This is a genomic window from Flavobacterium adhaerens (genome assembly GCF_040045115.1).
Taxonomy (GTDB): Bacteria; Bacteroidota; Bacteroidia; order Flavobacteriales; family Flavobacteriaceae; genus Flavobacterium; species Flavobacterium adhaerens.
In genome coordinates, this window is sequence record NZ_JBDLZX010000008.1 from 124,856 (window position 1) to 151,376 (window position 26,521).

Annotated in this window: 20 protein-coding genes, 1 tRNA gene and 1 other RNA gene; 16 read left to right on the forward strand and 6 right to left on the reverse strand. The window is 33.7% G+C overall.

Annotation, left to right across the window (positions count from 1 at the left end):
* Positions 1–252: 252 nt before the first annotated feature.
* Entirely contained in the window at positions 253–1,764 is a 1,512-nt protein-coding gene (locus ABEB18_RS12530; RefSeq protein WP_348799649.1) for a hypothetical protein, read from the reverse strand.
* 189 nt (positions 1,765–1,953) lie between these two features.
* Here ABEB18_RS12530 and ABEB18_RS12535 point away from each other — a divergent pair, with 189 nt between their 5' ends.
* From ABEB18_RS12535 to ABEB18_RS12550, 4 genes are all read left to right on the forward strand, one after another.
* Complete coding sequence (locus ABEB18_RS12535) at positions 1,954–2,379, forward strand: PaaI family thioesterase (RefSeq protein ID WP_348799650.1); 426 nt, start codon at positions 1,954–1,956, stop codon at positions 2,377–2,379.
* A 3-nt stretch (positions 2,380–2,382) separates the two neighbouring features.
* Positions 2,383–3,450, forward strand: coding sequence for a chorismate-binding protein (locus ABEB18_RS12540; protein WP_348799651.1), 1,068 nt, complete (start codon positions 2,383–2,385; stop codon positions 3,448–3,450).
* Between the two features lie 92 nt (positions 3,451–3,542).
* On the forward strand, positions 3,543–4,259 hold the full coding sequence (gene bshB1 / locus ABEB18_RS12545; RefSeq protein WP_348799652.1) for a bacillithiol biosynthesis deacetylase BshB1: 717 nt from the start codon (positions 3,543–3,545) through the stop codon (positions 4,257–4,259).
* A 77-nt stretch (positions 4,260–4,336) separates the two neighbouring features.
* Positions 4,337–4,410: transfer RNA gene (locus ABEB18_RS12550), tRNA-His, on the forward strand.
* 49 nt (positions 4,411–4,459) lie between these two features.
* Here ABEB18_RS12550 and ABEB18_RS12555 read toward each other — a convergent pair.
* Positions 4,460–5,380 carry a sugar phosphate isomerase family gene (locus tag ABEB18_RS12555; RefSeq protein ID WP_348799653.1) on the reverse strand — a complete coding sequence of 307 codons (921 nt, stop codon included), beginning with the start codon at positions 5,378–5,380 and terminating at the stop codon, positions 4,460–4,462.
* Between the two features lie 170 nt (positions 5,381–5,550).
* Complete coding sequence (locus tag ABEB18_RS12560) at positions 5,551–6,498, reverse strand: hypothetical protein (protein ID WP_348799654.1); 948 nt, start codon at positions 6,496–6,498, stop codon at positions 5,551–5,553.
* A gap of 209 nt (positions 6,499–6,707) precedes the next feature.
* Between ABEB18_RS12560 and ABEB18_RS12565 the strand changes: the two genes are divergently transcribed.
* The 3 genes from ABEB18_RS12565 (at position 6,708) to ABEB18_RS12575 (ending at position 10,027) form a co-directional block, all read left to right on the forward strand.
* Positions 6,708–7,625, forward strand: coding sequence for an EamA family transporter (locus tag ABEB18_RS12565; protein WP_348799655.1), 918 nt, complete (start codon positions 6,708–6,710; stop codon positions 7,623–7,625).
* A 3-nt stretch (positions 7,626–7,628) separates the two neighbouring features.
* Complete coding sequence (locus tag ABEB18_RS12570; protein WP_348799656.1) at positions 7,629–8,753, forward strand: cysteine desulfurase family protein; 1,125 nt, start codon at positions 7,629–7,631, stop codon at positions 8,751–8,753.
* Positions 8,754–8,827: 74 nt separating this feature from the next.
* Positions 8,828–10,027 carry a BamA/TamA family outer membrane protein gene (locus tag ABEB18_RS12575; protein WP_348799657.1) on the forward strand — a complete coding sequence of 400 codons (1,200 nt, stop codon included), beginning with the start codon at positions 8,828–8,830 and terminating at the stop codon, positions 10,025–10,027.
* Here ABEB18_RS12575 and ABEB18_RS12580 read toward each other — a convergent pair.
* The gene (locus tag ABEB18_RS12580; RefSeq protein ID WP_348799658.1) at positions 10,024–12,669 is read right to left on the reverse strand and encodes a patatin-like phospholipase family protein; all 2,646 of its coding nucleotides are present in this window, start codon (positions 12,667–12,669) and stop codon (positions 10,024–10,026) included. The genes ABEB18_RS12575 and ABEB18_RS12580 overlap by 4 nt on opposite strands.
* Positions 12,670–12,830: 161 nt before the next feature.
* Here ABEB18_RS12580 and ABEB18_RS12585 point away from each other — a divergent pair, with 161 nt between their 5' ends.
* The gene (locus ABEB18_RS12585) at positions 12,831–15,542 is read left to right on the forward strand and encodes a M16 family metallopeptidase (RefSeq protein WP_348799659.1); all 2,712 of its coding nucleotides are present in this window, start codon (positions 12,831–12,833) and stop codon (positions 15,540–15,542) included.
* A 122-nt stretch (positions 15,543–15,664) separates the two neighbouring features.
* The gene (fumC, locus tag ABEB18_RS12590) at positions 15,665–17,050 is read left to right on the forward strand and encodes a class II fumarate hydratase (RefSeq protein WP_348799660.1); all 1,386 of its coding nucleotides are present in this window, start codon (positions 15,665–15,667) and stop codon (positions 17,048–17,050) included.
* 144 nt (positions 17,051–17,194) lie between these two features.
* Here fumC and ABEB18_RS12595 read toward each other — a convergent pair whose 3' ends face one another.
* The gene (locus ABEB18_RS12595; protein ID WP_348799661.1) at positions 17,195–18,397 is read right to left on the reverse strand and encodes an NAD(P)-dependent oxidoreductase; all 1,203 of its coding nucleotides are present in this window, start codon (positions 18,395–18,397) and stop codon (positions 17,195–17,197) included.
* Positions 18,398–18,639: 242 nt separating this feature from the next.
* Here ABEB18_RS12595 and ABEB18_RS12600 point away from each other — a divergent pair, with 242 nt between their 5' ends.
* A complete protein-coding gene (locus ABEB18_RS12600) occupies positions 18,640–19,857 on the forward strand; it encodes a serine hydrolase domain-containing protein (protein ID WP_348799662.1) in 1,218 nt (405 codons plus the stop codon).
* Positions 19,858–19,995: 138 nt separating this feature from the next.
* Positions 19,996–20,392, forward strand: a transfer-messenger RNA (tmRNA) gene (gene ssrA, locus ABEB18_RS12605).
* A gap of 188 nt (positions 20,393–20,580) precedes the next feature.
* On the opposite strand, the gene ABEB18_RS12610 is transcribed toward ssrA, so the two are convergent.
* Positions 20,581–21,135 (reverse strand): REP-associated tyrosine transposase, encoded by a 555-nt coding sequence (locus ABEB18_RS12610; RefSeq protein ID WP_348799663.1) that lies wholly within the window; start codon positions 21,133–21,135, stop codon positions 20,581–20,583.
* A gap of 331 nt (positions 21,136–21,466) precedes the next feature.
* On the opposite strand from ABEB18_RS12610, the gene ABEB18_RS12615 reads away from it, so the two are divergent.
* The 5 genes from ABEB18_RS12615 to ABEB18_RS12635 are packed head-to-tail and all read left to right on the forward strand — an operon-like array spanning position 21,467 to position 26,490.
* On the forward strand, positions 21,467–22,108 hold the full coding sequence (locus ABEB18_RS12615; RefSeq protein WP_348799664.1) for a hypothetical protein: 642 nt from the start codon (positions 21,467–21,469) through the stop codon (positions 22,106–22,108).
* 34 nt (positions 22,109–22,142) lie between these two features.
* A complete protein-coding gene (locus ABEB18_RS12620) occupies positions 22,143–22,601 on the forward strand; it encodes a (2Fe-2S)-binding protein (RefSeq protein ID WP_348799726.1) in 459 nt (152 codons plus the stop codon).
* A gap of 2 nt (positions 22,602–22,603) precedes the next feature.
* Positions 22,604–24,892 carry a xanthine dehydrogenase family protein molybdopterin-binding subunit gene (locus ABEB18_RS12625; protein WP_348799665.1) on the forward strand — a complete coding sequence of 763 codons (2,289 nt, stop codon included), beginning with the start codon at positions 22,604–22,606 and terminating at the stop codon, positions 24,890–24,892.
* Positions 24,876–25,892, forward strand: coding sequence for an XdhC family protein (locus tag ABEB18_RS12630; protein WP_348799666.1), 1,017 nt, complete (start codon positions 24,876–24,878; stop codon positions 25,890–25,892). Before ABEB18_RS12625 ends, ABEB18_RS12630 begins: the two co-directional genes overlap by 17 nt.
* Entirely contained in the window at positions 25,885–26,490 is a 606-nt protein-coding gene (locus ABEB18_RS12635) for a nucleotidyltransferase family protein (protein ID WP_348799667.1), read from the forward strand. Before ABEB18_RS12630 ends, ABEB18_RS12635 begins: the two co-directional genes overlap by 8 nt.
* The last annotated feature ends 31 nt before the right edge of the window (positions 26,491–26,521 follow it).

The following is a 26,521-nucleotide window of genomic DNA, read 5'->3' on the forward strand; positions in this document are numbered from 1 at the left end:
AATAAATAGTAAGCGCAAATTTGAAAACGAACTCTTTTGAAAAATAAATAACAAAAAATAAACACGAATTTCACGAATTAGTACGAACTGGATTATGTCTGAAATTTTCACAAACTGTGTCTATAATTTCAGATTGTCGCTTTTTTTTATTATTTTTTTCTTCGTGTTAATTAGTGTAATTCGTGTTGGAATTTTTAAAGGTTTGTGAAAAAAATCATAGCAACAGTATTCGTAATAATTTGTGTTTTTAATCTATTTCGGAAACGGTTTACTTTGATATGCTCCTAAATCGGGGGGTAAGGTTCTTGTTATCCCTAAAATATCCAACGGAATCAAATAATCTGAATTCCCTTTTGCGAAAGCGGAAGAAGAATCATCTATGTTGAAATTGTTAATATTTGGGTTAAAGAATTTAGGGTCTTTATTCAAGATTATGGCGTTATAATGTGCTGGGTCGTTTTCAAATTGGTATAAAGCATCATTTGTTTTGTTCGATTTAATCAAACAATTGTTGAATTGGTATTCAAACAAAGCAGTTGTTTTTTTGTCCAAAAACAGTTCGTTTGAATACGAACCGTAAATGATACAATTATTGAAAGTGGCAGCTGTTAAGTTGTTTGTTTCTGGGTTGGCAGCTGTGATATAATTGCTAATATACACAGCGTTTTGTTCAGGACTTGACCAGTTGTTGTAGAAAGTGGAGTGGGTAAATTTGTAATTTCCGCCATAAGTGCAAGCAAGACTAGCTTGTCCTGTATAATTGATAACGATGTTCTCTCCATCAATCAACGCATTTTTTCCTTGAATACCATAGTGTGTGCAATTGTAAATCTGAGTGTTTTTTATGGATGTTGTTGTTCCATCATTACCATCAATTAATAATCCAACAGTGGAATTTTTCAGCGTCAGATTTTGAATTTTATTATTGGTGCTTCCATTTTGTAACCAAATGGTTCCCCATTGGCCAGGAATGTAAGCAAAATCGGGTTGTTGACGGTCGCTGCTGAAAATGATTTCATTCTCTAATTTGTCTGTAGTCGATGTGGTTCCGTTAATTTTTAACGAAGCATTTTTGGAAACAATCAGTCCAGAATTGGCATGAAAATAGACTCTGGTTCCAGGATCAAAAGATGCGGTTTCGCCTTCTGGAACAGTGGCATAACCGTAAATTACGTAGGCTTTTTGGTTGGTAAAATGAAGTTCATTACCATTAATAGGGTCGTTTTTGTCTAAATAAAATCCATTTACTTTTTCATCACCAATCGGAATGGTTTCGATTGTTCCGTCTGAATTTTTATTTGGATACAATAAAATAGCATCTTGAACCAATGTTACCAGTTCAACCTTTTGTAAATTCGTGCCGCTGTCAAATTCAATTTGGTCGGTGTATAAAAATTCGGTTGGAGTCGTATTATCACTTTCGACAGTGGTTTCGATAAAAATATACAAACTGTCTTTCGCTAAAAGAGTAATGTTTTCGAATATTTTACCCTGATTTCCTTGTGTTCCATCAACAGACATTCTGTATTTTGAATTGAGCCCTTTACTAAGTTTTATGATTGGAATATTAATATCATTTTTAGAACGATTGTAAACTTTTAAAGAATAAGTGCTCGAACTCAAATTGGTGAAAATTGTATCTAGATAAACGGTGTCTTTAGAAAAGGTTAGATTGCCAGAACTCGCTATGGTGTCAAAATCGGAGCGGCAGGAACAAAAATAAAATAGTATTCCGATTAGAAGGAGTGTTGTTATGCGAGGCATTTTATTTCTTTTTTTGGTAAAAATAGGAATAAATTAGTTTTTAAATACAAATTTTCGCTACACCTCTTGTTGGTTGTTTTTTAAATCAGAATAGAACTGTTTTAATTTGCAACTGAAATTAATTTTTATAATTGCTTTATTTTTTGAATTGTCATTTTAGCGTATTTTTACAATCTTTAAAATAAAAAAATGCTAATGGATAAAGATAAAATACTCCAATATTGCAATGAGTTTTCCAAATATACTTTGATGGAAACATTGAAAATTGAGTTTATAGATGCAGGTGAAGGTTTTTTGGTGGCCAAGATGCCTGTGAATTCAGCAGTTCATCAACCAATGGGATTGTTGCACGGAGGGGCTTCTGTAGCTTTGGCAGAAAGTGTTGGGAGTGCAGCTTCGCATTTTTTTATTGATGCTAAAAATCAAGAAGTACGTGGAATCGAAATTTCAGCAAATCATTTGAAAAGTATTCGGGAAGGAATCGTTTTTGGTACAGCAAGAATCATTCATAAAGGGAGAAGTTTACATCTTTGGGAAATTAAAATTACTGACGAAGAAGGAAATCTGATTTCACTATGTAAATTAACTAATATGGTTTTGACAAAAGGAAGTTAGGGAATGATGAATGAGTTTTTTAAAAAAGTAGCAGAACATAATCTGCAGAAAAAACCTTTTGTATTGTATCGCAAACCCAATTCGAATACTGTAATAGGAATGTTTCAGCTTAACGATGATTTGTATGATGTAAATAATTTTACCGAAAAAGGTTTTGTTTTTGCTTCTTTTGATGGGAATAAAATCTTTTTGATCCCAGAATATCAATCAGAAAAAATTGAATTTGTTTGGGAAAATGAAGCGTTTGATAGTATTGATAATGTAGAGAATGTGCTCAATACAGCAGATAAAGAGTATTTTGAAAATTTAGTTGCAAAAGGAATTCAAGCCATAGAAAATGGAATATTTCAAAAAGTTGTGCTTTCCCGTAAAGAAATAATCGAACTTGATGATTTTGATTTGATCTCCACTTTTCAAAAAATGATTCAAAGTTATCCAGCAGCCTTTGTGTACTGTTTTCAACATCCCCAAATTGGTGTTTGGTTAGGAGCAACACCAGAACAATTGTTGAAAGTTGAAGGTAATGTTATTAAGACAATGGCTTTAGCTGGAACGCAAAAAAATACTGGTAATGAATATGTTGAGTGGGAAGATAAAGAGAAAAATGAACAACAATTTGTTACAGATTACATTGTGTCAGAGTTGGGTAAAATAACAGAATCTATTTCGATTTCTGAACCTCGCAGTGTGAGAGCTGGGAATATTTGGCACATAAAAACGGATATTTCTGGAATAATTAGAAGTGACCAAAATTTGAAAGAAGTGGTTGAATTATTACATCCTACACCAGCTGTTTGCGGTTTGCCAAAAAAGGAATCTCGAAAATTTATCATTGAAAATGAAAATTACGATAGGAGTTTTTATACTGGCTTTTTAGGTGAATTGAATTTAGATACCAAAACAGATTTGTTTGTCAATTTGCGAAGCATGGAAATTGTTATAGAACAGCTTTCACAAAAAACAAAAGCAAATTTGTTTATAGGTTGTGGTATTACTAAAGATAGTATTCCAGAGAAAGAGTGGGAGGAGAGTGTAAACAAATCGATAACGATGAAAAAGGTATTAGGATAGTTTAGAATGGTTTAAGTGTTTAAAAAATTAAAGGTTTAAGAGTTTTGTTTTTTTAGCTTTTTCAATTTTTAGATCTTTTTAAAATAAAAAATATGAAATTAGATATATTAGCCTTTGGTGCCCATCCCGATGATGTAGAATTAGGGTGTTCAGGAACTATCTTGAAAGAGATTTCTTTGGGAAAAAAAGTAGGAATTGTTGATTTGACAAGAGGCGAATTAGGAACACGTGGTTCTGCCGAAATAAGAGATAAAGAAGCAAAAGCGGCTGCTGAAATCTTAGGGGTTTCGATACGTGAGAATTTGAAGATGCGCGATGGTTTTTTTGTAAACGATGAAAAACACCAATTGGAAATTGTTAAAATGATTCGGAAATATCAGCCCGAAATAGTATTGTGCAATGCAATAGACGATAGGCATATCGATCACGGAAAAGGGAGTAAGTTGGTTTCGGATGCCTGTTTTTTATCTGGATTGATGCGAATAGAGACAACTTTGGATGGGAAAATACAAAAAGCGTGGAGACCTAAAGTAGTGTATCATTATATCCAATGGAAAAATATCGAACCCGATTTTGTGGTTGATATAACTGGATTTACAGATACTAAAATCAAAGCAATTTTAGCCTATAGTTCGCAATTTTATGATCCAAATTCTAACGAACCAGAATCTCCAATTTCAAGTAAAAACTTCTTAGAAAGTTTAAATTATCGATCTAGAGACTTAGGAAGACTAACAGGAGTAGAACATGCCGAAGGTTTTACAGTTGAAAGGTGTTTGGTTGTCAATAGTTTAGGGGATTTGAAATAAAAATGTTTAATTTTTTTTATTTTTTTGTTTGTAGAAGTAAACATTTGTTCTATCTTTGCAACCGCTAAGCAGAAATGGTGGTTGTAGCTCAGCTGGTTAGAGTAGCGGTTTGTGGTGCCGCGGGTCGCCGGTTCGAACCCGGTCAGCCACCCAAAATAAAAGCTCCTTCATATGAAGGAGCTTTTTTTGTGGAGTAGATTTTACAAACTTAAATTGGGTAAAATAAAAGATTTAGTATTCGGGTGTAATCGTATCCATAACCCTGGATTAGCATTTAATTGCAGTACCGCCTCTTCTTTATTTGAACTCAATTGTGTGTGAAGTACTTTTGCATAGGTTTGGATTTTTGCAGGAGCTGTATCGGCATCTACTACAGATTGCACAACTTTTTTTGCTTGTAATATGGCAGCGGGTCCTAAAGTTAGGATATACTCAGCAGATCTACATTCTTTTTCATCACTTTCATTTACAAGACTTCCTCCTGCTTTAAATTTACTAATGTGATGTTCCAAAATACTGCTTGATATAGGAATTATTCCCGCAACATGATGAGATTGTGCACCAGAAAAAGGTTTAATATAGGCAAGGTGAGATGCTTGATTTTCTTCAGGTCCATGACCAATGAAAAAAATATCCAAACCACCTAATTTTTCTAATTGAGTCAAATATTCTATAAGTGAGGATTCTAGATCGTTGGTATCCGTTCGCATAGGGGTAAAGCTTTTAATTTTTTTGAAAAAAGCATCTCCCAAAATACGTTCAAAATCACGAACAAAACTCAAACTATTATTCATACCCATGGGGGCAAGTGCATCCTGAGTAAACACATTTAATCTAGCGAGTAGTTCATCTTGTTGTGTTGTTTTAGCTAATTCTCCCAGTAATCTGTGTAACTCTTGAGCGCCTCGCCCTCCTAGAAGTGCAATATTAATATCGCCTTCTTTAGATTTGGCAGTGAGGTACAGTTCGTTTAACATTGCCAGTCCAACTTCGGCTTCGCTATTAAAGACTGTTGGGATTATGCCAAAATCGTTAGAATTAAATTCTGTTTTTTTTATATGAGATAACCATATAGTATTGTTGTCTTTATTTTGTATAAATTGGGTGTTGTTTGAATTCATTTTGTAATTAATTTATTCTGATGTATTACTAATTGAGGTTGATTACTAATGAGCAAGATAAACTTTCTCAACGGATTATTGTTGTTAAGATTTAGTAAAACCCCAATACAACAAAAAAAAGCGTCAATGGTTTGAACCTTGACGCTTTTTTAAATTTATTTTTTTCAAAACTAATTGCTAATAGTTTGCAATTCTCCGTATTTATAACTTGTTCCTAATTGGAAGTTACTATTTCCTTTTTCCAGAGTAACATTTTTAAGAACAATAGTGTGGGTAAAAGCATTCCCTGATGTTGTAGTTGTAACTTCTATTTCTCCTCCAACTCTTCCTAGCCATTCTTGAGCAACACTTGGTAAAGCTGGATCTGTAGTTTGACAAAAATAATCTTCTGTCACAATACCATTTTCATACGTATGATACACTAATCTGTTATTTTCTAAACCAATTGTTCCTTTTCTTGGCTGGTCTAACGGAGTAACTTCATTTTTAATTAAATTAGGATCAATGTCGAGAGTCAAAGATTCGCTGTCATTAAATTCATATATCAACCCACTATCACATTGCAACAACAATTGCTCAAAATCTAATTCTAATGGCGTAATCGTTCTTAGGTAATCCCCAAAACTAAAAACATCATAAAATTGAGTGGTACCATCTCCTTTTGCAAAAGTGATGTTTCTAAAAACAATTGTATTTTTATACCCCGTAATTCTGGTACTTCCATCATCTTCATCTGCTGTTTTTACGGCTTCGGTAGTAATTTCTATAACTCCAGAAGCTGCTGTCCATTGTGTATTTATATTTGGAGTAGCAGGCGGTATCAAATCACATATATTATCCGAAGAAACTTGTCCGTCATAAAAATTATATACCACTCTGTTGGTCGAGTTAATATTCAACGTAATTGGTTCTCCTGTTTCGGTAACATCATCTTCAAAAGTATCCTCAGGTACATCCAAAATTAAAGATTCACTATCTTTAAGCTTAAACAAAAGATTGTTTTCTGTACAAGTACTTGTAGATACTTCATCAAAATTAATGGTATCTACTATTAAATCGCCATCATCACAAGCTGAAAAAGCAATTGTACAACATAAAATTCCGAAAATTCTTTTCATTCTTTTTCTATTTTGAGCAAAAATAGAATTTTTAATCTGTATCCTAAACTTTACCGATTAAAAACCCATTATTTAATATTTTTTTATGTAAAAATCGACTTAATAATCCTAAAGTATTCATAGAATTTGATTTCGGAAGACAAAACCTCGGATCTAAATTTAAAGTGTGCCATCATAAATTCTTATCTTTGCTTTGAATTTTACTTTCAATGAAAAAATACAATTTTTATTTAGCTGCTTTTACAGCATTTTTTATTTGGGGCTTTTTTAGTCTAGCGTTAAAACCAATAGCCAATTATCCTTCTCTCGATATTCTTTTTTACCGTGTGTTTTTTAGCGTTTTTACGATGACTGCTATAAACCTCTGTTTTAGACGAAAACACATTCAAAAAAACTGGGAAGATTTTAAAATTATTTCAAAAGAAAAAAAAAGGAAAATCATTCAGCTTACCTTAGTTGGTGGATTAATTCTAGCCTGTAATTGGTTTATTTTTATTTATGTGGTAAATCATGTGAGTGTCAAGGCGGGCTCTTTAGCCTATTTGATATGTCCTATTTTGACCACTGTTTTTGCCTTTTTTATGTTACATGAAAAATTGAGCAAATGGAAATGGGCCGCAGTAATGATTAGTAGTTTTAGTTGTATTCTTTTATCATTAGATCATTTTCAAGATATTTTTTACAGCTTAATCGTTGCCTCAACTTATGCTTTGTACTTGGTGAGTCAAAGAAAAAATAATGAAATTGATAAATTTCTAGTTTTAAATATTCAATTGTTATTTGTTGCCATATTAATTTTACCGTTTTATCCAAGTTATAGTGGTGCCATACCAACTGAACCGTTGTTTTATATGTGTTTATTTTGCATCGTTGTATTTTTTACCATTATACCTTTATTTCTAAATCTGTATGCTTTAAAAGGTCTTGACTCATCGACGGTTGGAATTTTAATGTATATCAATCCGATAATAAATTTCTCATTGGCAATTTTTTATTTTAGAGAAGATATAAGCTTTGTACAAATGATTTCATATTCACTAATTTTGGTCTCAATTCTTATTTTTAACAAAAAGGTTCTTTTTGGAAAGAAAAACAAAACGTTAGTTGAGGGCTCAAAATCAATTTAGCACATGAAAAAAGTATATCTCGACAATGCTTCTACAACAGCTCTTCGTCCAGAAGTAATTCAAGAAATGACCAAAATATTATCCGAAGATTATGGTAATCCATCTTCAACACATAGTTTGGGGCGCAATGCCAAGAGCATTCTTGAACTTGCTAGAAAATCTATTGCTAAAGAGTTGAATGCTTCGGCATCGGAAATTATTTTTACTTCTTGTGGTACCGAATCGAACAACTGGATTATGCGGTCGGCAATAAAAGATTTAAAAATAGAACGCATTATTACCAGCAAAATAGAACATCATGCGGTGTTGCATACAGCATTAGCACTCGAATCCGAGTTTAAAACTCAAATAGATTACGTAAACATAAATTCAAATGGAGAAGTAGATTTGACTCATTTGGTCGAGTTATTATCCGATGGAAAAAAAACTTTGGTTTCCTTAATGCATGTCAATAACGAAACCGGAGTTATTTTAGACTTAGAAAAAGTTAGCCAAATTTGTCAAGAGCACCACGCTTTATTTCATTCTGATACAGTTCAATCTATTGGAAAAGCCAAAATTGATTTGCAAAAAAATCCGATTGATTTTATTGTTGCAAGTGCACATAAATTTCATGGCCCAAAAGGAGTTGGATTTGCTTATCTTAGAAAAAATTCTGGATTGCAACCTTTATTTTTTGGAGGAGAACAAGAAAAAGGATTTCGTCCAGGAACCGAAGCGGTTCACCAAATTGCAGGAATGGCAAAAGCACTTGAACTTTCGTGTCAAAATCTGGAAGCCGAAAGTAATGATATTGCCTCTTTGAAAAATTATACCATTGAGAAACTTACCGAAAAATTACCCGGTTTTAAAATCAATGGTGAAAATACTTTCTACAATTTATTAAATGTAACATTACCGCTTGACGAGAGTAAAACTGCTATGATTTTATTTCATCTTGACATGAAAGGAATTGCAGTCTCAAGAGGAAGCGCTTGTCAATCAGGAAGTATTAAACCATCGCATGTTTTAGCCGAAATGCTAACTGAAGAAGAATTAAAAAAACCAAACATTCGAATATCATTCAGCCATTACAATACAAAAGAAGATATAGACATGCTCATCGAAGGGTTAAAAATGCTTGAATAATAATGTAATCTAACTGTTAATTTTAGTAAATTAGTCTAATAAAACATTCTTTAAAACAATAAAGAAATTAGTTTATGGCTAAATTACTCTCCTATTTCAATTGTTTAAAATCAATAAACCAACAACGGTTTGCATTGATTCTTTCAGTGAGCTTTTTTTTATTGAGTGACCATTTTATAAATGCCCAAAAAAAAGATCAAATTAGCATTAATAAAGAATTGATAAAAGACACGATCGATGGTAAAATCGATTTGAGTAATTATATTATCAATGCGCATGGAGTTATTGTACTTCCTTACATCATTACAGAACCAGCCATTGGAGGCTTTGGAGTAGCACTTGCCCCATTGCTAATTACGCCCAAAAAAAGACCAGAAGGTTATAAAGGCTACATTCCACCAGATATTACGGCAGGCTATGGCATGTACACTGTAAACAATAGTTGGGCTGCTGGAGCTTTACGAGTGGGGAATATTCCTAAATATGGTTTAAAATATCGTGTTGGTTTTACTTATGCCAAGCTTAACTTATCTTTTTATAGAGATATTGAAGGGTTCGGAAATCAAGAGCTTGATTTTAATATTCGTGCAACACCAATTACCCTTGAAATATCCAAAAAGATAGGCAAAACTGAACTCTATTTTGGGACCAATTATTCGTTTTCTAAAAATGTATTAAAACCAAATTTTTCTGAAGACTTATCAGAATTTTACAGCGAAAAAGAACTGAATAGTAATATAGGAAGTTTAGGAATCTTTTTGGATTATGACAAGAGAAACACCATTTTTACACCCGATCATGGTTATAGAACCAACTTGTTGTATGCTGTCAATGACAATTGGACAGGGAGTGATTATAAATTTCAAGACTTAAACGGATACTTACAGTATTTTCTCCCCATAAAATCCAATTGGATAGGAGGGTTTCGTTTAGATTACAAACAAAATTTTGGTGATACTCCTTTTTATAAATTACCTTATATCGATTTAAGGGGTATTCCAGCCGAAAGATTTCAAGGAAACACAGTTCTTGTAGCCGAAACAGAACAACGATTTGACATTAGTTACCGCTGGAGCATTATTGGTTTTACTGGAATTGGAGAAACTATTAATGACGGCCAAAACCTAAAAACCGGAAAATTTGCTTTTACTTATGGAACGGGTTTTAGGTATTTTTTGGCTAGAACTTTTGGTCTTAGAACTGGAATTGATATTGCAAAAGGCCCTGATAGCTGGGGATATTATTTGGTTTTTGGTCATAGCTGGAATCGTTAATTTACTTTACCAAATTTATTATACAAAGGATTGAAAATCCATATATAGATATTAAAAAATATCCAGCCTACCGTTATTAATACCAACAATGCGATTTTTTGTTTTACTATACTCTCGATATTTATAATTTTTGCCAAAAATTTAGACAAAAAGCCTACCAAAAAGATAATCAATGTAAATCCTATAAGTTTGAATGAAATATTAATTTGTTTAAATGGCTCAGGATTATTCCAATTGTAAATTAAATAATAGAGTGTTGTTAGTAGTAGAACACTACCTATTCCAATAACCAAAAACTTAATAAAATTTGACATCCGTACAATTTTAAAAGGAACAAAACTGCTTACTTTTAATTGCTTAACTAGTTTTTTATCTTTTGCTGGATACGTACAACTCTCGCTAATTTTCAAAAATTTCCAATCTACCTTGTCTTTATTTACAGTACCAATTTCATGAATCATTTGTTTGTATCCGCTATACATTAAGGCATAAGCTTCTAGATCATTAAAAGAATCCAAATCGGTTCTCACTTCGCTAAGACGTTTCTGGATTTTTTTCATCAAACCATATTTCAAAAGCGCATTTTCATCTTCGATTTCTTTATCATACAAAATACCTCTATTGACATCCGTACAATCAATCCAGCTCACAGGCAGTTGTGCTAATCCATTTTTTAGATGAACGATAGAAAGTTTTGCCAATATCGAAGTGTATTTTCGGGATTTTAAATCTAATAATTGAATTTCACGCAAACGTTCTTGTAAAATAGAATCGACTCTAAAAAATAAAGACATAGAGTTTTCGGTATTTACTGCATTATCGGCCATTTGTGCACTAGCATCGCTAATAATAATTTCATTGCACTCTTGTTCCAGTATAGAAGCAATTCCTTGATTATCATGAACACCTCCATCTATGAGTTCCAAATCAAAATTTTGATAAAGCTTTTTTAAAACCAAAGGTTGAAACAAAACAGGTACACAAGAAGAAGCGGCAACAGCATAACCCAATCTAAATTTTTGATACTGTTCTGGAGCATTTTCGTAATACATCCTTCTCAAACGAGGTTTTACATCAAATTCATCCGAAATGTAAGTGGGCGGTTCTCCCATCCAGGATGCTGTGAATTGCCAGTTATGTCCTGTGTTTACAACTGTAGCGTTTAGAATCAGCTGAGGGATTTTATTTATTCTTTTCCAGTTATCATCATTCAATCTAAAAGTCTCTTCACCAAAAGGAGTAATAAATAAATCATTCATATAAATTGGTTCCAACGAATCTTTGTCCCCTTTTTTGAGTAATGAGTTATAAAAATATTCTTCGTACAATTCTCCCAATCGGTTAGAACGAGAATAAGAACTGCCTTTCCACATTTTTATATTCTTATAAAAATTAGTCAGCAAACGCATTCTAATGTTTTTTTGAACAGCATTTAAAAATTCGGTTTCAATTTCCTTTACAATCCGAATGTAATCTTCTTGTTCGATGGTTTCATCTGATTTTGTTTCGAATAATTGTTTGATTTTTAAATAATAAAAAGCGCCAATAATTGATCCCCCCGAAACACATGAAATAACTTCTATATCTTTCAATTTATCTTTCTCAGCAAGGGCTGCCAAAACTCCAATGTGAAAAATAGCCGCTCTAAAACCTCCTCCGGAGAGTCCTACCCCTAATTTGGTTTGTTGCTTTTCTTTTAATTCGCGTTTGTCTGAATTCTCATTAGCATTAAGGTTTAAAGCTATTAAACAAATATTTTGTTCCTCCTCTTTTATTTCATTTTTTTGAAAAGGGTCTTTGTTTATAGATTTTTCTTTTTTTTGGGCTATTTGATAATGAGCCAAATTATAAATTTGCTTACTAAAGGACTTAATTTGCCAATTTTCATTTTTGTCCTGAGTATATAATTTGATGAAATGAAGTGCTTTTTTATACATTCTCAACCCAAAAAAAGCTTCAGCCAAAGCAGCATATAATTTTTCTTTAGCTTCAATTCCTTCTCTAAAAACAATTTCTTCTCCATCAACCAAGTAAGCATCTACAATTTCTCTTCTAGTTGTTTGTGCAGTTTCAAACCTCGTAATGGTTTCGGCGGTAATCTCACAAGTTTCGGAGAGTCTTTCTAAATTTTCGATTACAATTAATTCATTACTGTTCGCATAATTTACAGCGGTATTAATGCACTCTGTTTCTGTTTGAATCGATTTATGGGGCTTGTTTTTCCAAATTAAATAGCCTTTTTTGTAATAAGCTCTCGATTGCAATAAGTTATGAAACTGATGATCGAATTTCCATTTGCTTTTATAAATATCGCCAGCAATTCCAAGTGTTTTAGAATTTTTGGTGTGTTCCAAATCACAAAATGATTTAAGAATATTGATGGCTTTATCAAATTTAAAATAAGATGACAACGAGCTGTCTTTGTGCACATTATCAGCCAAATTCTGATATTTAGTAAGTTTTACTTCGGCACCCTGATCTTCATCTTCTTCAATTTTTTTTAGCAATATCTCGGTAGCATAACCATATTGTTCAAATTGTATTAGATTCAAATACAATTTATCAAAATAAACATCATTCGAAATATCTTCGCCACGCAAATAACTTTTTGCCCATGCTATTGCTTTCTTTTTATCTTCCATTGGGTATAATATTGAAAATCAATTATTAAGTTTATAAAATTATGAAAACATAAAGATATTTTAACAAAAAACTTAAAACATTTCTTATTTTTAAATAAAACTATTCTTTCTTCAAAAAAAAGCATATTTTTACTAGACAAACCTTACAACCAATAATAAAAATGAAAAAAACATTTCTTGTCTTGACCATCGCATTTGCATTGCTATCAAAATCCTATTCACAAGAAGCAAAACTAGAAGCTTCGGTTGAAGGAATCAAAGAATACAGTTTACCGAACGGATTAAAAATTTTGTTGATTCCAGATGCAACACAATCCAATGTAATCGTGAATATTGTTTATGGGGTTGGATCACGTCATGAGGGATATGGAGAGTCGGGTATGGCTCATTTATTAGAGCATATGTTATTCAAACGTTCTTCAAAATTTACCGATATCAAAAAAACCATTGCCGACAAAGGGGCTCAGGCAAATGGTACTACCTATTACGATCGCACCAATTATTATGAGGTTATGCCAGCAACTGACGAGAATTTAAAATGGGCACTCGAAATGGAATCGGATCGTATGACAACCTCTGCAATTCTTCAATCTGATTTGGATAGCGAATTTAGTGTGGTTCGAAATGAATTTGAAATTGGCGAAAATGATCCTCGAAGTGTCTTAAATGAGCGTATTCTTTCTACAGCTTATTTGTGGCATAATTACGGAAAATCAACTATTGGAAGTAAAGAAGATATCGAACGTGTAAAAGCTAATCGCTTAAAAGTGTTTTACCAAAAATACTATCAACCTAATAATGCCACACTAATTATTGGAGGGAAATTTGATGAGAAAAAAACATTATCATGGATAAAAGAATTCTTTGCTCCTATCCCAAAATCAAAAAATGAAATTGAAAAAACCTATACGGTAGAGCCAGCACAAGACGGAGAACGTTTTGTTGAACTCAAAAGAAACGGTGATTTACAATATATCGGAATGGCTTACCACACCCCAAGCTATTCTGACAAAGAGTTTGCAGCAAATGATGCTTTAATTTCAATTCTTACCAATAACCCTTCTGGGGCTCTATACAAAGCTTTGGTCGAAACTAAATTATCAACTAGTGTTTATGGCTATACCTTATCACTAAAAGACCCCGCCTTTAGTTATTTTACATGCGAAATAGCAAAAGACAAAGACATCAACGTTGTTCAAAAGGCTTTTCTCGAAACTATGAATGCCGTTCCAACCATGACATTTACGGAAGAGGATTTGAAACGTGCCAAAAATGAATTATTAAAGCAATTCGAAAATACCTACAACAAAACGATCAATCTGAGTGTTGCTTTGACAGAATTTATTGGAGCTGGTGATTGGAGACTCTTTTTTATCAATCGAGACAATTTAGAAGCTCTCACAGTTGCTGATATTCAAAATGCTGCAAAAAAATATTACCTTCAAAGCAATAGAACTTGGGGACGCTTTATTCCTGAAGCTAATAATCCAAGAACTACTGTAGCTGAAATAACAGATATTGATGCCTTAGTAAAAAATTACAAAGGAAAAGAAATGGAAGCCAACACAAGTGCTTTTGAAGCTACTGTAGCCAATATTATTAAATCGACAGAAGAAGGAAAACTAAGTTCAGGGGGCAAATATGCATTATTAGAAAAACCAACCAAAGGAAATAAAATTGAAGGCAGAATGATTTTGAGAATGGGAGATGAAAAATCATTGAGCGAAAAATCACTCATAGCCTCTCTTACAGCTAATATGCTAAAACGAGGAACTAAAAACAGAACCAAAAAAGAAATTAACGATCAAATTGATCAATATAAACTTAACCTTAGTTTTGGTGCGATTGTCGATGGTTTGTATGTTCGAATCAGTACAGACAAAGCCAATTTAAATAATGCTTTAGACTTGGTTACCGACATTTTGAGAAACCCTTCATTTGATGTTGAAGAATTCGAAAAACTAAAATTGGAAACCAAAAATAATCTAGAAGCCAACCGTAACGAACCTCAAGCTGTAGCAACCGAAGAGTTAACAAAACTTACTCAGGCCTATCCTAAAACACACCCTTATTATTCTGAAACCACTGATGAAAGCTTGGCTTCGTTAAACAAAATCACCTTAGAGGATTTAAAAAACTTTTACAACACTTTCTATGGCGGAGGTAATAGTGTTTCCTCGTTTGTTGGCGGAATCGACAAGCCTGTTATAAAAGCTTTCTTAAACAAAACCTTAGAAAATTGGACACCAAAAATAGCTTATAAAAGAATCGCGTCTCAATACTTTGATGTAAAATCTAATGATAAGACTATCCAGATTAATGATAAAACAAATGCTGTTTTATTCGGAAAAGTGAATCTGAATATTAGCTCTCAAAATCCAGATTATCCAGCAATAGAAATGGCAAATGAACTATTGGGAGGTGGTTCTTTTTTAGCATCAAGAATCCCACAGCGTTTAAGAGAAACAGAAGGGTTAAGCTATGGTGCTGGTTCGTTTTTGCAATCAAATTATAACGATCCAACAACTGATTGGGGGATTTATGCTTTTTATAATCCAACCATGAAAGATAAATTAACAACGGCTTTGAATGAAGAAATTCAGAAAGCTCTTAGTAAAGGTTTTACCAAAGAGGAATTTGATAATTCTTTGAATTCTTGGTTGCAAGGAAGACAAACAATGCTAGGAAGTGATGAATTCCTAGTTCGCGAATTAAGAGATAACTTAGATCTTGGAAAATCATTTAAAGAGTATGAAATTTTTGAAAACAAAGTTAAAAGTCTAGATGTTCAGAAAGTAAATTCGGCTCTAATTAAATATTTCAATCCTAAAAAATTTGTGGTTGTAAATGCTGGAGATTTTGTAAAAAAATAATCCTCACAAAACAAGGAGCATCAAAAAGTATTGAGAAATCAATACTTTTTTTGTTTTAAAATCGAAATAAAGTTTTAAAAAAAGTAATTTTAATAGACCGTACAACTCTTAAAAATAACAAAATGAAATACCGAATAGAAAAAGACACCATGGGGGAAGTTCAGGTTCCAATTGATCGATATTGGGGAGCACAAACGGAACGTTCTTTAAATAATTTCAAAATTGGCCCTTCTGCTTCTATGCCTAAAAAAATCATTGAAGCTTTTGCATATCTCAAAAAAGCTGCCGCTTATACCAATTGTGAATTGGGAATTTTGTCTATAGAAAAGAGAGATTATATCGCTTTGGTGTGCGATGAAATTCTAGCAGGTAAACTTCAAGAAGAATTTCCTTTGGTAATTTGGCAAACTGGTTCGGGTACACAAACCAATATGAATGTCAATGAAGTTATTGCTAATAGAGCGCAAGTATTAAAAGGATTGCAAATTGGTGAAGGCGATTCCTTTATCAAGCCAAATGACGATGTAAATAAATCCCAATCCTCCAATGATACTTTCCCTACGGCCATGCATATTGCCGCTTACAAAACCATAGTAGAAAACACAATTCCTAATATTGAAAAACTGAGAGATACTCTTGATACAAAGGCCTTACAATTTCAATCGGTTGTCAAAATAGGACGTACACACCTAATGGATGCCACTCCTATAACACTGGGGCAAGAGATTTCGGGTTATGTGGCACAGTTGGATTATGGTTTAAAAGCATTACAAAATACATTACCCCATTTATCTCAAATAGCATTAGGAGGGACTGCAGTGGGTACAGGCTTGAATACCCCAAAAGGCTATGCTGAAAAAGTTGCGCAATACATAGCTCAATTTACTGAACATCCATTTATAACTGCACCCAATAAATTTGAAGCATTGGCAAGCCATGACGCTATTGTTGAAACCCACGGTTCCTTAAAACAATTGGCAGTTTCTCTTAACAAAATTGCAAATGATATCCGAATGCTTGCCTCTGGCCCTCGTTCGGGGATTGGTGAGATTTTGATCCCCGAAAATGAACCTGGATCGTCAATAATGCCAGGAAAGGTAAATCCAACACAATGCGAAGCTTTAACTATGGTTTGCGCCCAAGTAATTGGAAACGATATGGCTATAACCATTGGTGGAATGCAAGGTCAGTATGAGTTAAATGTTTTTAAACCTTTGATAGCATCCAACTTTCTTCAATCGGCTGAATTACTAGGGGATGCATGTCAATCATTTAACGAAAACTGTGCTCAAGGAATTGAACCCAACTACAAACGTATTTCCGAATTGGTTGCAAAATCATTAATGTTGGTCACTGCCTTAAACCCTAAAATAGGCTATTATAAATCGGCCGAAATTGCCCAAACAGCTCACCAAAACGGGACAACTCTCAAAGAAGAAGCTATTCGTTTGGGTTACCTAACTCCTGAAGAATTTGACGAATGGGTGAAGCCTGAGGATATGGTTTAAAAAAAATTATGAATTATGAATTATGAATTATGAATTATGAATTATGAATTATGAATTATGAATTATGAATTATGAATTTTAAAATATTTTTTAATCCATAAACTCTATTTAACTTGTAAAAGCATCCTATCCTTATAACATAAATCATTTTTCATCTACATAATCTTGTAAATAACTAAAACGCTGGGTCAGTTTTCCGTTTTCGGTTATTTTGGCTCTTTGTAGAATTCCATCTTTATCTCCGTTAAAAAAAGCTGGAATGACAGACTGCGAAAACATTTCGCCAAAACCTTCGCTAGCATCTTTTGGTAATTCGCAAGGCAAATTATCAACGGCCATCACCACAACCGCTGCTGGATGAAAAAGATCTACTTCTTTGTCTTCATTTGGCAAATAACCGTATAATGGTTCTGCAATTGTCGAAGAACGCAAAGTGCAAGCGATTGGACCATTAACATCACAAGAAATATCAGCTACAATTTTTAGCTTGCAATCACTTGCATTTAGCATTTCACGAGTTAAAATTACAGGTGCTTCATTGGCATGAAAATGTGCCGTAATGTAAATATCTGAAACCTTGGTAAATTTCTCAAAGTCTGATATATACTCAGAAGGATTGTTGTGAAAATCGGTAAAATCAAGTACTTTACCGTCTTTTCGTTTATTGTATTCTAAAACATCTAATTGAGTATAAACGGCTTGTGTGTAGTTTTTGGACAAAAAATTACCTGGTTCGACTTCTTTGACTTTCATGGCGTCCAGAATTTCTTTGGCACCACTTCCCACTTTTCCAGTACCGGTTACTACAATTTTTAGTGGAGGTATTACGATTCTTTTTAAATGAGTGATTAAAGCATCTCTACCTGAAAGCGTTTCTGCTTTTGGCATTTTGTACAATTCAAACTTGATCCCAAAGGCTCTAAAAGCGTTGTAAACCCCAACCATTCCAGCATAGCGCCCAAAACCTATTAATCTGAGATTATGAGCATCAACAATTGTCTCATGATCGTACAAAGTAATTTTTTTTTCTAAAACTGCTTGAAGTAATTTTCTATTATGAGGTTGTTTTTTTATGGTATGCGAAAAAAAGAAATACGATTTATTGGCAATTAAATCATCAACGGGAACTTCTTTTACTCCAAAAAGTACATCACAATCACCTACATTATCTGTAACTTCTATCCCCATGTTTTTATAATCGATATCCGAAAAAACACGTATATCCGAACTCTCTACTTTTACCGTACAATTAGGATACAATTGCTTTATTTTGACAATTTCATTTGGAGAAAAAACGACTCTACGATCAGGTGGATTTTTTCTTTCTTTTATAATTCCGAATTTCATTATTTTATTTTTTTAATTTATTATAAATATAACTTTTTTATTTTAATTTGTTACAAGTGTAACTTTTAGATTGTTTTTAATACTTTTTAAAATAAAAAAAAATACTTCAATAACTTCATATAGTGTTCATTAATCAGTGGTGAAATCTGTTATTAAAAAACTTTTAAAATTTTCATAACAATTCAAAAAAAATAATCCAAAACCAAAGGATTATATATATTTGCTTTTTAAGCATCAAACAAATGAATTTTACCCAAAAAGCAAATATACTATTTTTACTGCTCGCAAATATAACCTTGAATTCCTGTAAAAACGAATCCAAGGATCCCAAAAAAGAAGAAATTACCGAAGTTAAAGATGCTGATTTACCTAAAAACGTTTTACCTAAAATGAAACCAATGGGTAAAGAAAAAACGTTATCAGCTTCATACCTAACAGAAAAGAAAAACCAGATAGATTCATTTTATAGAAAAAACTGGCCAAATCATACAATGAATGGCGGTTTTCTTGTGGCAAAAAATGGTCAAATTATATATGAAAAATATGAGGGATATGCTAACTTGAGAGATAAAACTCCTATTTTGCCTGAGACTCCTATTCATATTGCCTCTGTAAGTAAAGTGATTACTGCAACAGCAATTTTAAAATTAGTGAATGCCAAAAGAATAGATTTAGACCAAAAAGTAACTGATTTTTTAGCTGAATTTCCTTATCCAGATGTTACTGTAAGAATGTTATTGGATCATAGAAGCGGTATGCGTAATTATGCTTATTTTACAGATCGTGATAAAAGCGTTTGGGACAGACACAACACGCTCACCAATCAAGATATTTTAACCATTATGGCTACCAAAAATATCGGATTAGAGCATAGAACAGGAACTCGATTTGCTTATTGCAACACTAATTACGCCATGTTAGCATTGATTATCGAAAAAGTTACCAAAATGTCATATCGAAATGCAATGGAAGAAATGATTTTTAAACCACTTGGAATGAAAAATACTTTTGTATTAGATTTTGACAAAGATAAACACAATGTTGCCCCATCCTATAAAGCAAACCGAGTAGAAATAGGTATTGATTATCTTGATAAAGTGTATGGAGATAAAAACATTTATTCAACACCTAGAGATTTATTGAAATTTGACAGAGCTCGAAATTCTTCTTTCTTTTTAGAACCTGAATTGTTAGCACAAGTGTACAAAGGTTATAGTAATGAGCATCCTGGAACAAAAAATTATGGCTTGGGAATCCGAATGATAAATTGGACAACTGGAAAAAACTTTTATTTCCATAACGGTTGGTGGCATGGTTTCACTTCTTCCTACATTACTTTGATGGATGAAGAAGTAACCATAATAGCTTTGTCTAATAAATTCACTAAAAACACCTACGCTGTTCGAAAATTAGCGACAAAATTTGGTGATTATCCGTTTAAGGTTAAAGATATTGATTAAGTAGGCAGTATTCAGTTAATGAGTATTGGAAATTGCAACTTAATAATGTAAATTTGCAAAAAATATAAAAACTAAGTTTTTTAATTCATGTTCCAGAGTGGATATTAAAAAACAAAGTTCTGAATACTTAAAACACATGGGGTCGACTGGTTTTGACAGCAAGTCGAATTGAAATGTAAGCACGTCGAGAACTGGGATAATTCTCGTAAATAAAAGGTCTCAAACTTTTTACACGGCGAAGGAAACTACGCTCTTGCTGCATAATCTGAATCATAGTAAGATTAGCCTCGTCCTACAAGGTAGGAAAGCAGGATTCATCTCGAAAGCTTTGGTTTATAGCGGTCGGCCTAGATGAATCGTAAAGATAAACCTAGATTTCTGCAGGCTTTGGGCGGATTTCGAAATTAATAAAGCTAAGCAAAGTGTGGCTGTTTCTGGCCTAGCACCGAGTCGAAAATTTAATCAGGAAATAAGCGTGTAGAAAGCCTTTTGGTTGCTTGTTTGGACCCGGGTTCGATTCCCGGCGATTCCACAAAAAAGCCTGTAAACTCTTTGTTTACAGGCTTTTTATTTTTCGGTTGACAATTTCGTTGATATTTTTTATTGTTGATAAATATTAATCTTCAAATATAATTTGTCCATTAATTATCTCATGAACTTCAGATATACCCGATAGCGCGGATTTGCAATCCGTGCCCGCAATCAAAGACTGCTAAGACACTGCTAAAACAAATCTAGTAAAATAACTTCCAAATCATTTTCTAATCCAGCATAATTTCTGGCAGAGCTAAAATAATAATCCTCAGGCAAAGTGACAATTTTATCTTTCACGGGATTGTTATGAGTGTATTCTACTTTCTGTTTAATAAACAAATTACTGTAAATATGCTCGGCATGATAACCGTCTTGCCAAACTTTAAATTGTTGTTCTCTTTTTAAATGTTCGCAAGATTTTTTAAAATAATCCAACATCCATTCTCTTCTGCTCTCTGGCTCGTCATTTATTTTTTGAATTATTTTTTTAGAGGTAAACTTTTTAAAATCCCTTATTACATCTGATAAAACAAAACCATTGGTTGCTTTGCAGAACAAATGCAAATGACTGCTCATTAAACAATAAGCATAAATTTCTAAGCCTCTGTTTACTTGACAATATTTTAATGAATCATTGATAATATATTTTTGATTTAATCTGGTAAATAAATCAATCCATCCTACAGTTGTTATTGTTACAAAGAATACTTCTTCTGTTGTCGTTGCTTTGTATTTTGTTGACATCTTTTTTTTGTTTAAAATACAAAAAAAGCTACAAAAAAAACATCTTGTAGCTCTTTTAAGTGACCAAACTTTGTGTCTCATCGTTGCGGGCACGGAAAAAATTTCCGCGCTATCGTTGCATGTACACACAAAAGAGATTTAGACATGTCCGAGCGTTCGGGTAACTTTATTCAGTAATTAAGGTATGTTAAACTGTAATTTATATAAAAATAATTCACAAAAAAAGTTGAAATTTATAAACAATTCTAAATGCATTAAATGATAAAATTTTTTATACATTAGTATTTATATAGTGATAACAAGTTCCTGTTTGTGAAATAGTAATAATTAGATGATGGTCTCAAAAAATTACGAATACAAAAGTTTCAAACGATTTCCGGTTTTTCCGGTTTTTTTTGTTATAATTATCATTTTGGGTTTGGTGTGCAAGGCAAAAACCACTTCGGTTTCTTCTTATGATGTGATACCATTAACTAAAAAGAAAGATAGTGTAGCTTCTGTAGTTGCTTTCAAGAAAGTATATTCTGTACTTACACATCCCAGATGTATGAATTGCCACCCAATAGGAGATATTCCGCTACAAGGTGATGACAGTCATATTCACAATATGTTACCCCAACGAGGTGTGGATGGAAAAGGAATTGCAACGATGAAATGCATTACTTGTCATTCCTCTACGGGAGTTCCGGGCGAACATACACCTCCAGGTAATGCCAATTGGCATTTGCCTCCGGCTGATATGAAAATGGTTTTTCAGGGACGTTCTCCTAGAGCGTTGGCGTTACAATTGGTAAATCCAAAATTAAATGGACATAAAAATTTAAAAGATTTACGAAAACATGCTGAGGATGCTTTGGTAAAAGGCGGATGGGAAATGGGAGGCGATCGTGAACTTCCTCCATTGACTTACGAGGAGTTTAAAGAGGTTTGGTACACTTGGATTGACAATGGTGCCTATGCACCAGCAGAATAATTTGGATATTTTTAACAATAATAAAGAACAAGTTATGGCACTCTATACGATTAATGTAAACGGAAAATCAATCAACGTAGATGTAGAACCTGATACGCCAATTCTTTGGGTATTACGAGATAATTTACAACTGTTAGGAACCAAATACGGCTGCGGAATTGCTCACTGTGGGGTTTGTACTATTCATTTAGATGGAGATGCTGTTCGTTCTTGTGTATATCCAATAAGTGATGTAGGAAAGAAAAAAATTGTAACAATCGAAGGCTTGTCTCAAAAAGGAGATCACCCAGTGCAAAAGGCTTGGTTGGCATTAGATGTTCCGCAATGTGGATATTGTCAAGCAGGGCAAATCATGACTGCTTCAGCCTTATTAGCGCAAATTCCAAATCCTTCCGATGAAGAAATCAGACGTGCCATGAACGGAAATCTTTGCCGTTGTGCTACCTATACCCGAATTAATCAAGCCATTCGTGCCGCTGCTAAAGAAATGTAATTATGGCTACAGTAAAAACACACTTTGATAGACGCTCTTTTCTAAAGCTATCCGCTGCAGGAAGTGCTGGGTTAATGCTTCAATTCAGTTGGTTTTCTGGTTTGGCGGCAGAAAATCCAAAACTAGAAAAAGCTTTTGAACTCAATGGTTTCATCCAAATAGATACTAATGGTATAGTAACCATTGCTTCTCCTAATCCTGAAATTGGCCAAAATGTAAAAACATCTATGCCGATGATTGTAGCTGAGGAATTAGACGTGAATTGGAAAGATGTTCGCGTGGTTCAAGCGCCTCTAAATACTACAATTTTTAAAAGACAATTGGCAGGAGGAAGTCAATCGATTAATGCCAGTTGGAACGCTTTGCGAATGGCTGGTGCTGCAGCAAGATATATGTTAGTAGCCGCCGCTGCAAAAGAATGGGGTATTCCTGTAGCCGAAATAACGGTGCAAGAAGGTATTATTTCAAATAATCGTAACAATAATAAATTGAGTTTTGGTCAAATAGCTGAAGCTGCTACAAAAATAGAAGTACCAAAAGAAGTTGATGTTAAAAACATCAAAGATTTTAAAATTGTCAGACATTCCCAATTTAATGTAGATGGACCAGCAATAGTTACTGGAAAAGCGGTTTTTGGTTTGGATGTTTATCATGATAATATGGTATTTGCCTGTATTGTGCATCCGCCTGCTTTTGGAATGAGATTGAAGTCTTTTGATGCTTCCGAAGCGTTAAAAATGAACGGAATTCAAGAGGTTTTTACCATTCAAACCTATCCAGAAGGATTTGAAAATAATTATTTTGACGTTTCTGCTTTTCCGGAACTTATTGTAATTACGGGAGATTCCACTTGGCAAGTGATGAAAGCCAAGAAAACCATTAAAGCAGAATGGATTCCATTCGAATCGTATTCTATAAAAGTGAAAGGATTTGACGGTAAGGCAAACGACCAGATGGTACCAGCTGGAAATGAAGATACAGCTGAAAAATATGCCGCAATGAGCAAAAAAAGCCAAGAAACTGCAAAAGAAGTCCGCAAAGATGGTGATCCCGACAAAGCTTTTTCTGAAGCTACAAAAATTATCGAACGTTCTTATACTGCTCCGTATTTGGCCCACAGCCCTTTAGAACCGCTTAATTTTTATGCTAATGTTACTGCGGACAAAGCAGAATTGATCGGACCTATTCAAACTCCAGAGTACATGGAACAGTCTGTGGCGCAACGATTAGGAATGAAATTGGAACAGATCGATATTCAAATGACGCGTATCGGTGGCGGTTTTGGAAGAAAGTTATTCGGACATTATTTGGTAGAAGCTGCCGTTATTTCTCAAAAAATAAAAAAACCAGTAAAATTAATGTACACCCGAGAGGATGATATGACTTTTGGAGCTTATCGTCCAACGTATCATGCCTATTTTAAAGCCGGTTTAGATAAAAATAATAATCTGATTGCTTTTCAAGTAAAAGCTGGAGGTATTCCAGAAAGTCCTTTGTTTGCGAATCGGTTTCCTGCTGGAGCAGTTGATAATTATGTAGCAGAATCCTGGACCATCGAAAGTAATATCACAACGGCTGCATTTAGAGCGCCACGATCTAATTTTATGGGAGCTGTCGAGCAAGCTTTTTTAGATGAGGTTGCTGAATTGGCAGGCAAAGATCCTATCGATTTTAGATTAGAACTTTTTGAAAAAGCCATTAAAAATCCAATTGGAAAACGAAATGACTACGAAGCCGAACGTTATGCTGGAGTTTTAAAACTTGTTCGAGAAAAAGCCAATTGGGGTATGCCAAAACCAGGTTTGAGCAGAGGAGTTGCAGCCTATTTTTGTCACGATAGTTATGTAGCTAATGTGGTAGATCTTAGAATGGAGGGCAACAAACCTGTAATTGAAAAAGTATATTGCGCTGCCGATTGCGGAATTGTAGTAAACCCAATAGCAGCTTCTAATATGGTGGAAGGTGGAGCTGTGGATGGAATTGGTCACGCATTGTACAGTATGTTAACCGTTAAAAATGGTGTGCCTCAACAAAACAATTTTCACAATTATCATTTAATAAGAAATAATGATGCGCCTTGGGATGTGGAGACACATTTTGTAAATAGTGATAAGCATCCTACAGGTTTGGGAGAACCACCTTTTGCACCAGCGGTAGGAGCATTGGCAAATGCACTTTACAAAGCAACAGGCAAGAGACAATACCATCAACCTTTTACCATAGATGTGGAAGGAATGTATTTAAAAGAGAGAGAAATAGCTGTAAAAACTACGGATGACACACGAATTTAAAGACATACTAGAAGTAGCACAATTGTGGCAAAAAGAAAACAGAAAATCCGTGTTGGCCACAGTGGTGTGTTTGGAAGGATCTTCTTATCGAGGTTCGGGTGTGCAAATGCTTATTGGTGAACATGGTGCCATGGTTGGCGCTGTAAGTGGTGGTTGTGTAGAAAAAGAGGTGCAACGTCAAGCGGAAAGTGTTTTTACCAGCGGCATTCCAAAAGTGATGACCTACGATGGTCGTTATCGATTGGGTTGTGAAGGAGTTTTATACATTTTGTTAGAACCATTGGTCGTAACAAATGAGTTATTTCAAGCGGCTCAAACGTGTTTTGCAAACAGAAAAGTTTTTCAATCCAAATCGTATTTTCAACCTCTTTTTTCTGAAAGTGATTCATTTGGAACCATTTTAGAAATAGAAGGTAAAATGTATAATTTGAGACCTTCATTTACAGTTGAAAAAGAAAGTAATCTTGAAATTTTTAAGCGAGTTTTTACGCCACTTTTTCAATTGTATATTTTTGGAGCTGAACATGATGCGGTACAATTGTGTGATTTAGGAAGTAAAATGGGTTGGGAAGTACACATCATTGCAAGTCCTGATGAACAAAAATCAATTGATTATTTTAAAGGAGCTACAACACTTTCTTCGCCTATCATTCAAAATATCGATGTTTCAGCCATAGACCATAATACAGCTGTGGTTATCATGTCACATAGCCTTACCAAAGATTTGCAATACCTTATAACACTCCAAAATACCAACCCGAGTTATATTGGCTTGTTGGGTTCCTCAAAAAGAAGAGAACGATTATTTTCGGAATATATGAATCATGCTTCGGAGGTTTCTTTTGAATTTTTAGAAAGAATTCACGGCCCAGTTGGTTTAGATATTGGAGCTATAACACCTATCGAAATTGCTGTTTCAATTATTGCAGAAATAATTAGCGTGACCAGAAACGTTGAGGTCATGCCACTGCGAGAAAAAATGGGTAGAATTCATGGCTAAAATTCAAGCGCTTTTGATTGCAGCAGGAGAATCTAAAAGAATGGGAATCGCCAAACAATTGTTGCCGTGGGGAACCAGAACGTTTATTGAGCATCAAATCGAAATTTTACAGCAGGCCAATTTATCTGTTGCAGTAGTTTTAGGAGCGAATGCTGAATTGATTCGAAAGAAAATGAATTCAGCTAACATTCAGATTTTTGAAAATAAGAATTGGAATGAAGGAATGGGAACTTCTATTGCGTATGGTGTAAAGGAAATGATGAAAAAGGATGTTACTGCGGAAGGAATACTCATTGCCTTGGTAGATCAGCCTTTGATTTCATCAGAGCATTATAAGCAATTGATAAATGCTTTTGAAAGTGGCAAAAAACAAATTATTGTTTCGCAATCGGATAATGGTTTGCTGACTTCTCCAGCCATTCTTGATAAAAGTTATTTTGAAGAACTTATCCAATTGACCGGAGATAAAGGTGCTAAAATTTTATTTGAAAAATATAAAAACGAAATTGTTCCCATACGCTCTATTTGCAATTTACAAGACATAGATACACCTACTATGTATCAAAAACTTTTGAATGATTGGAATGCCAAACAGTAAATACTTTTTTAGTAGGCTGCTCTAGGGTGTA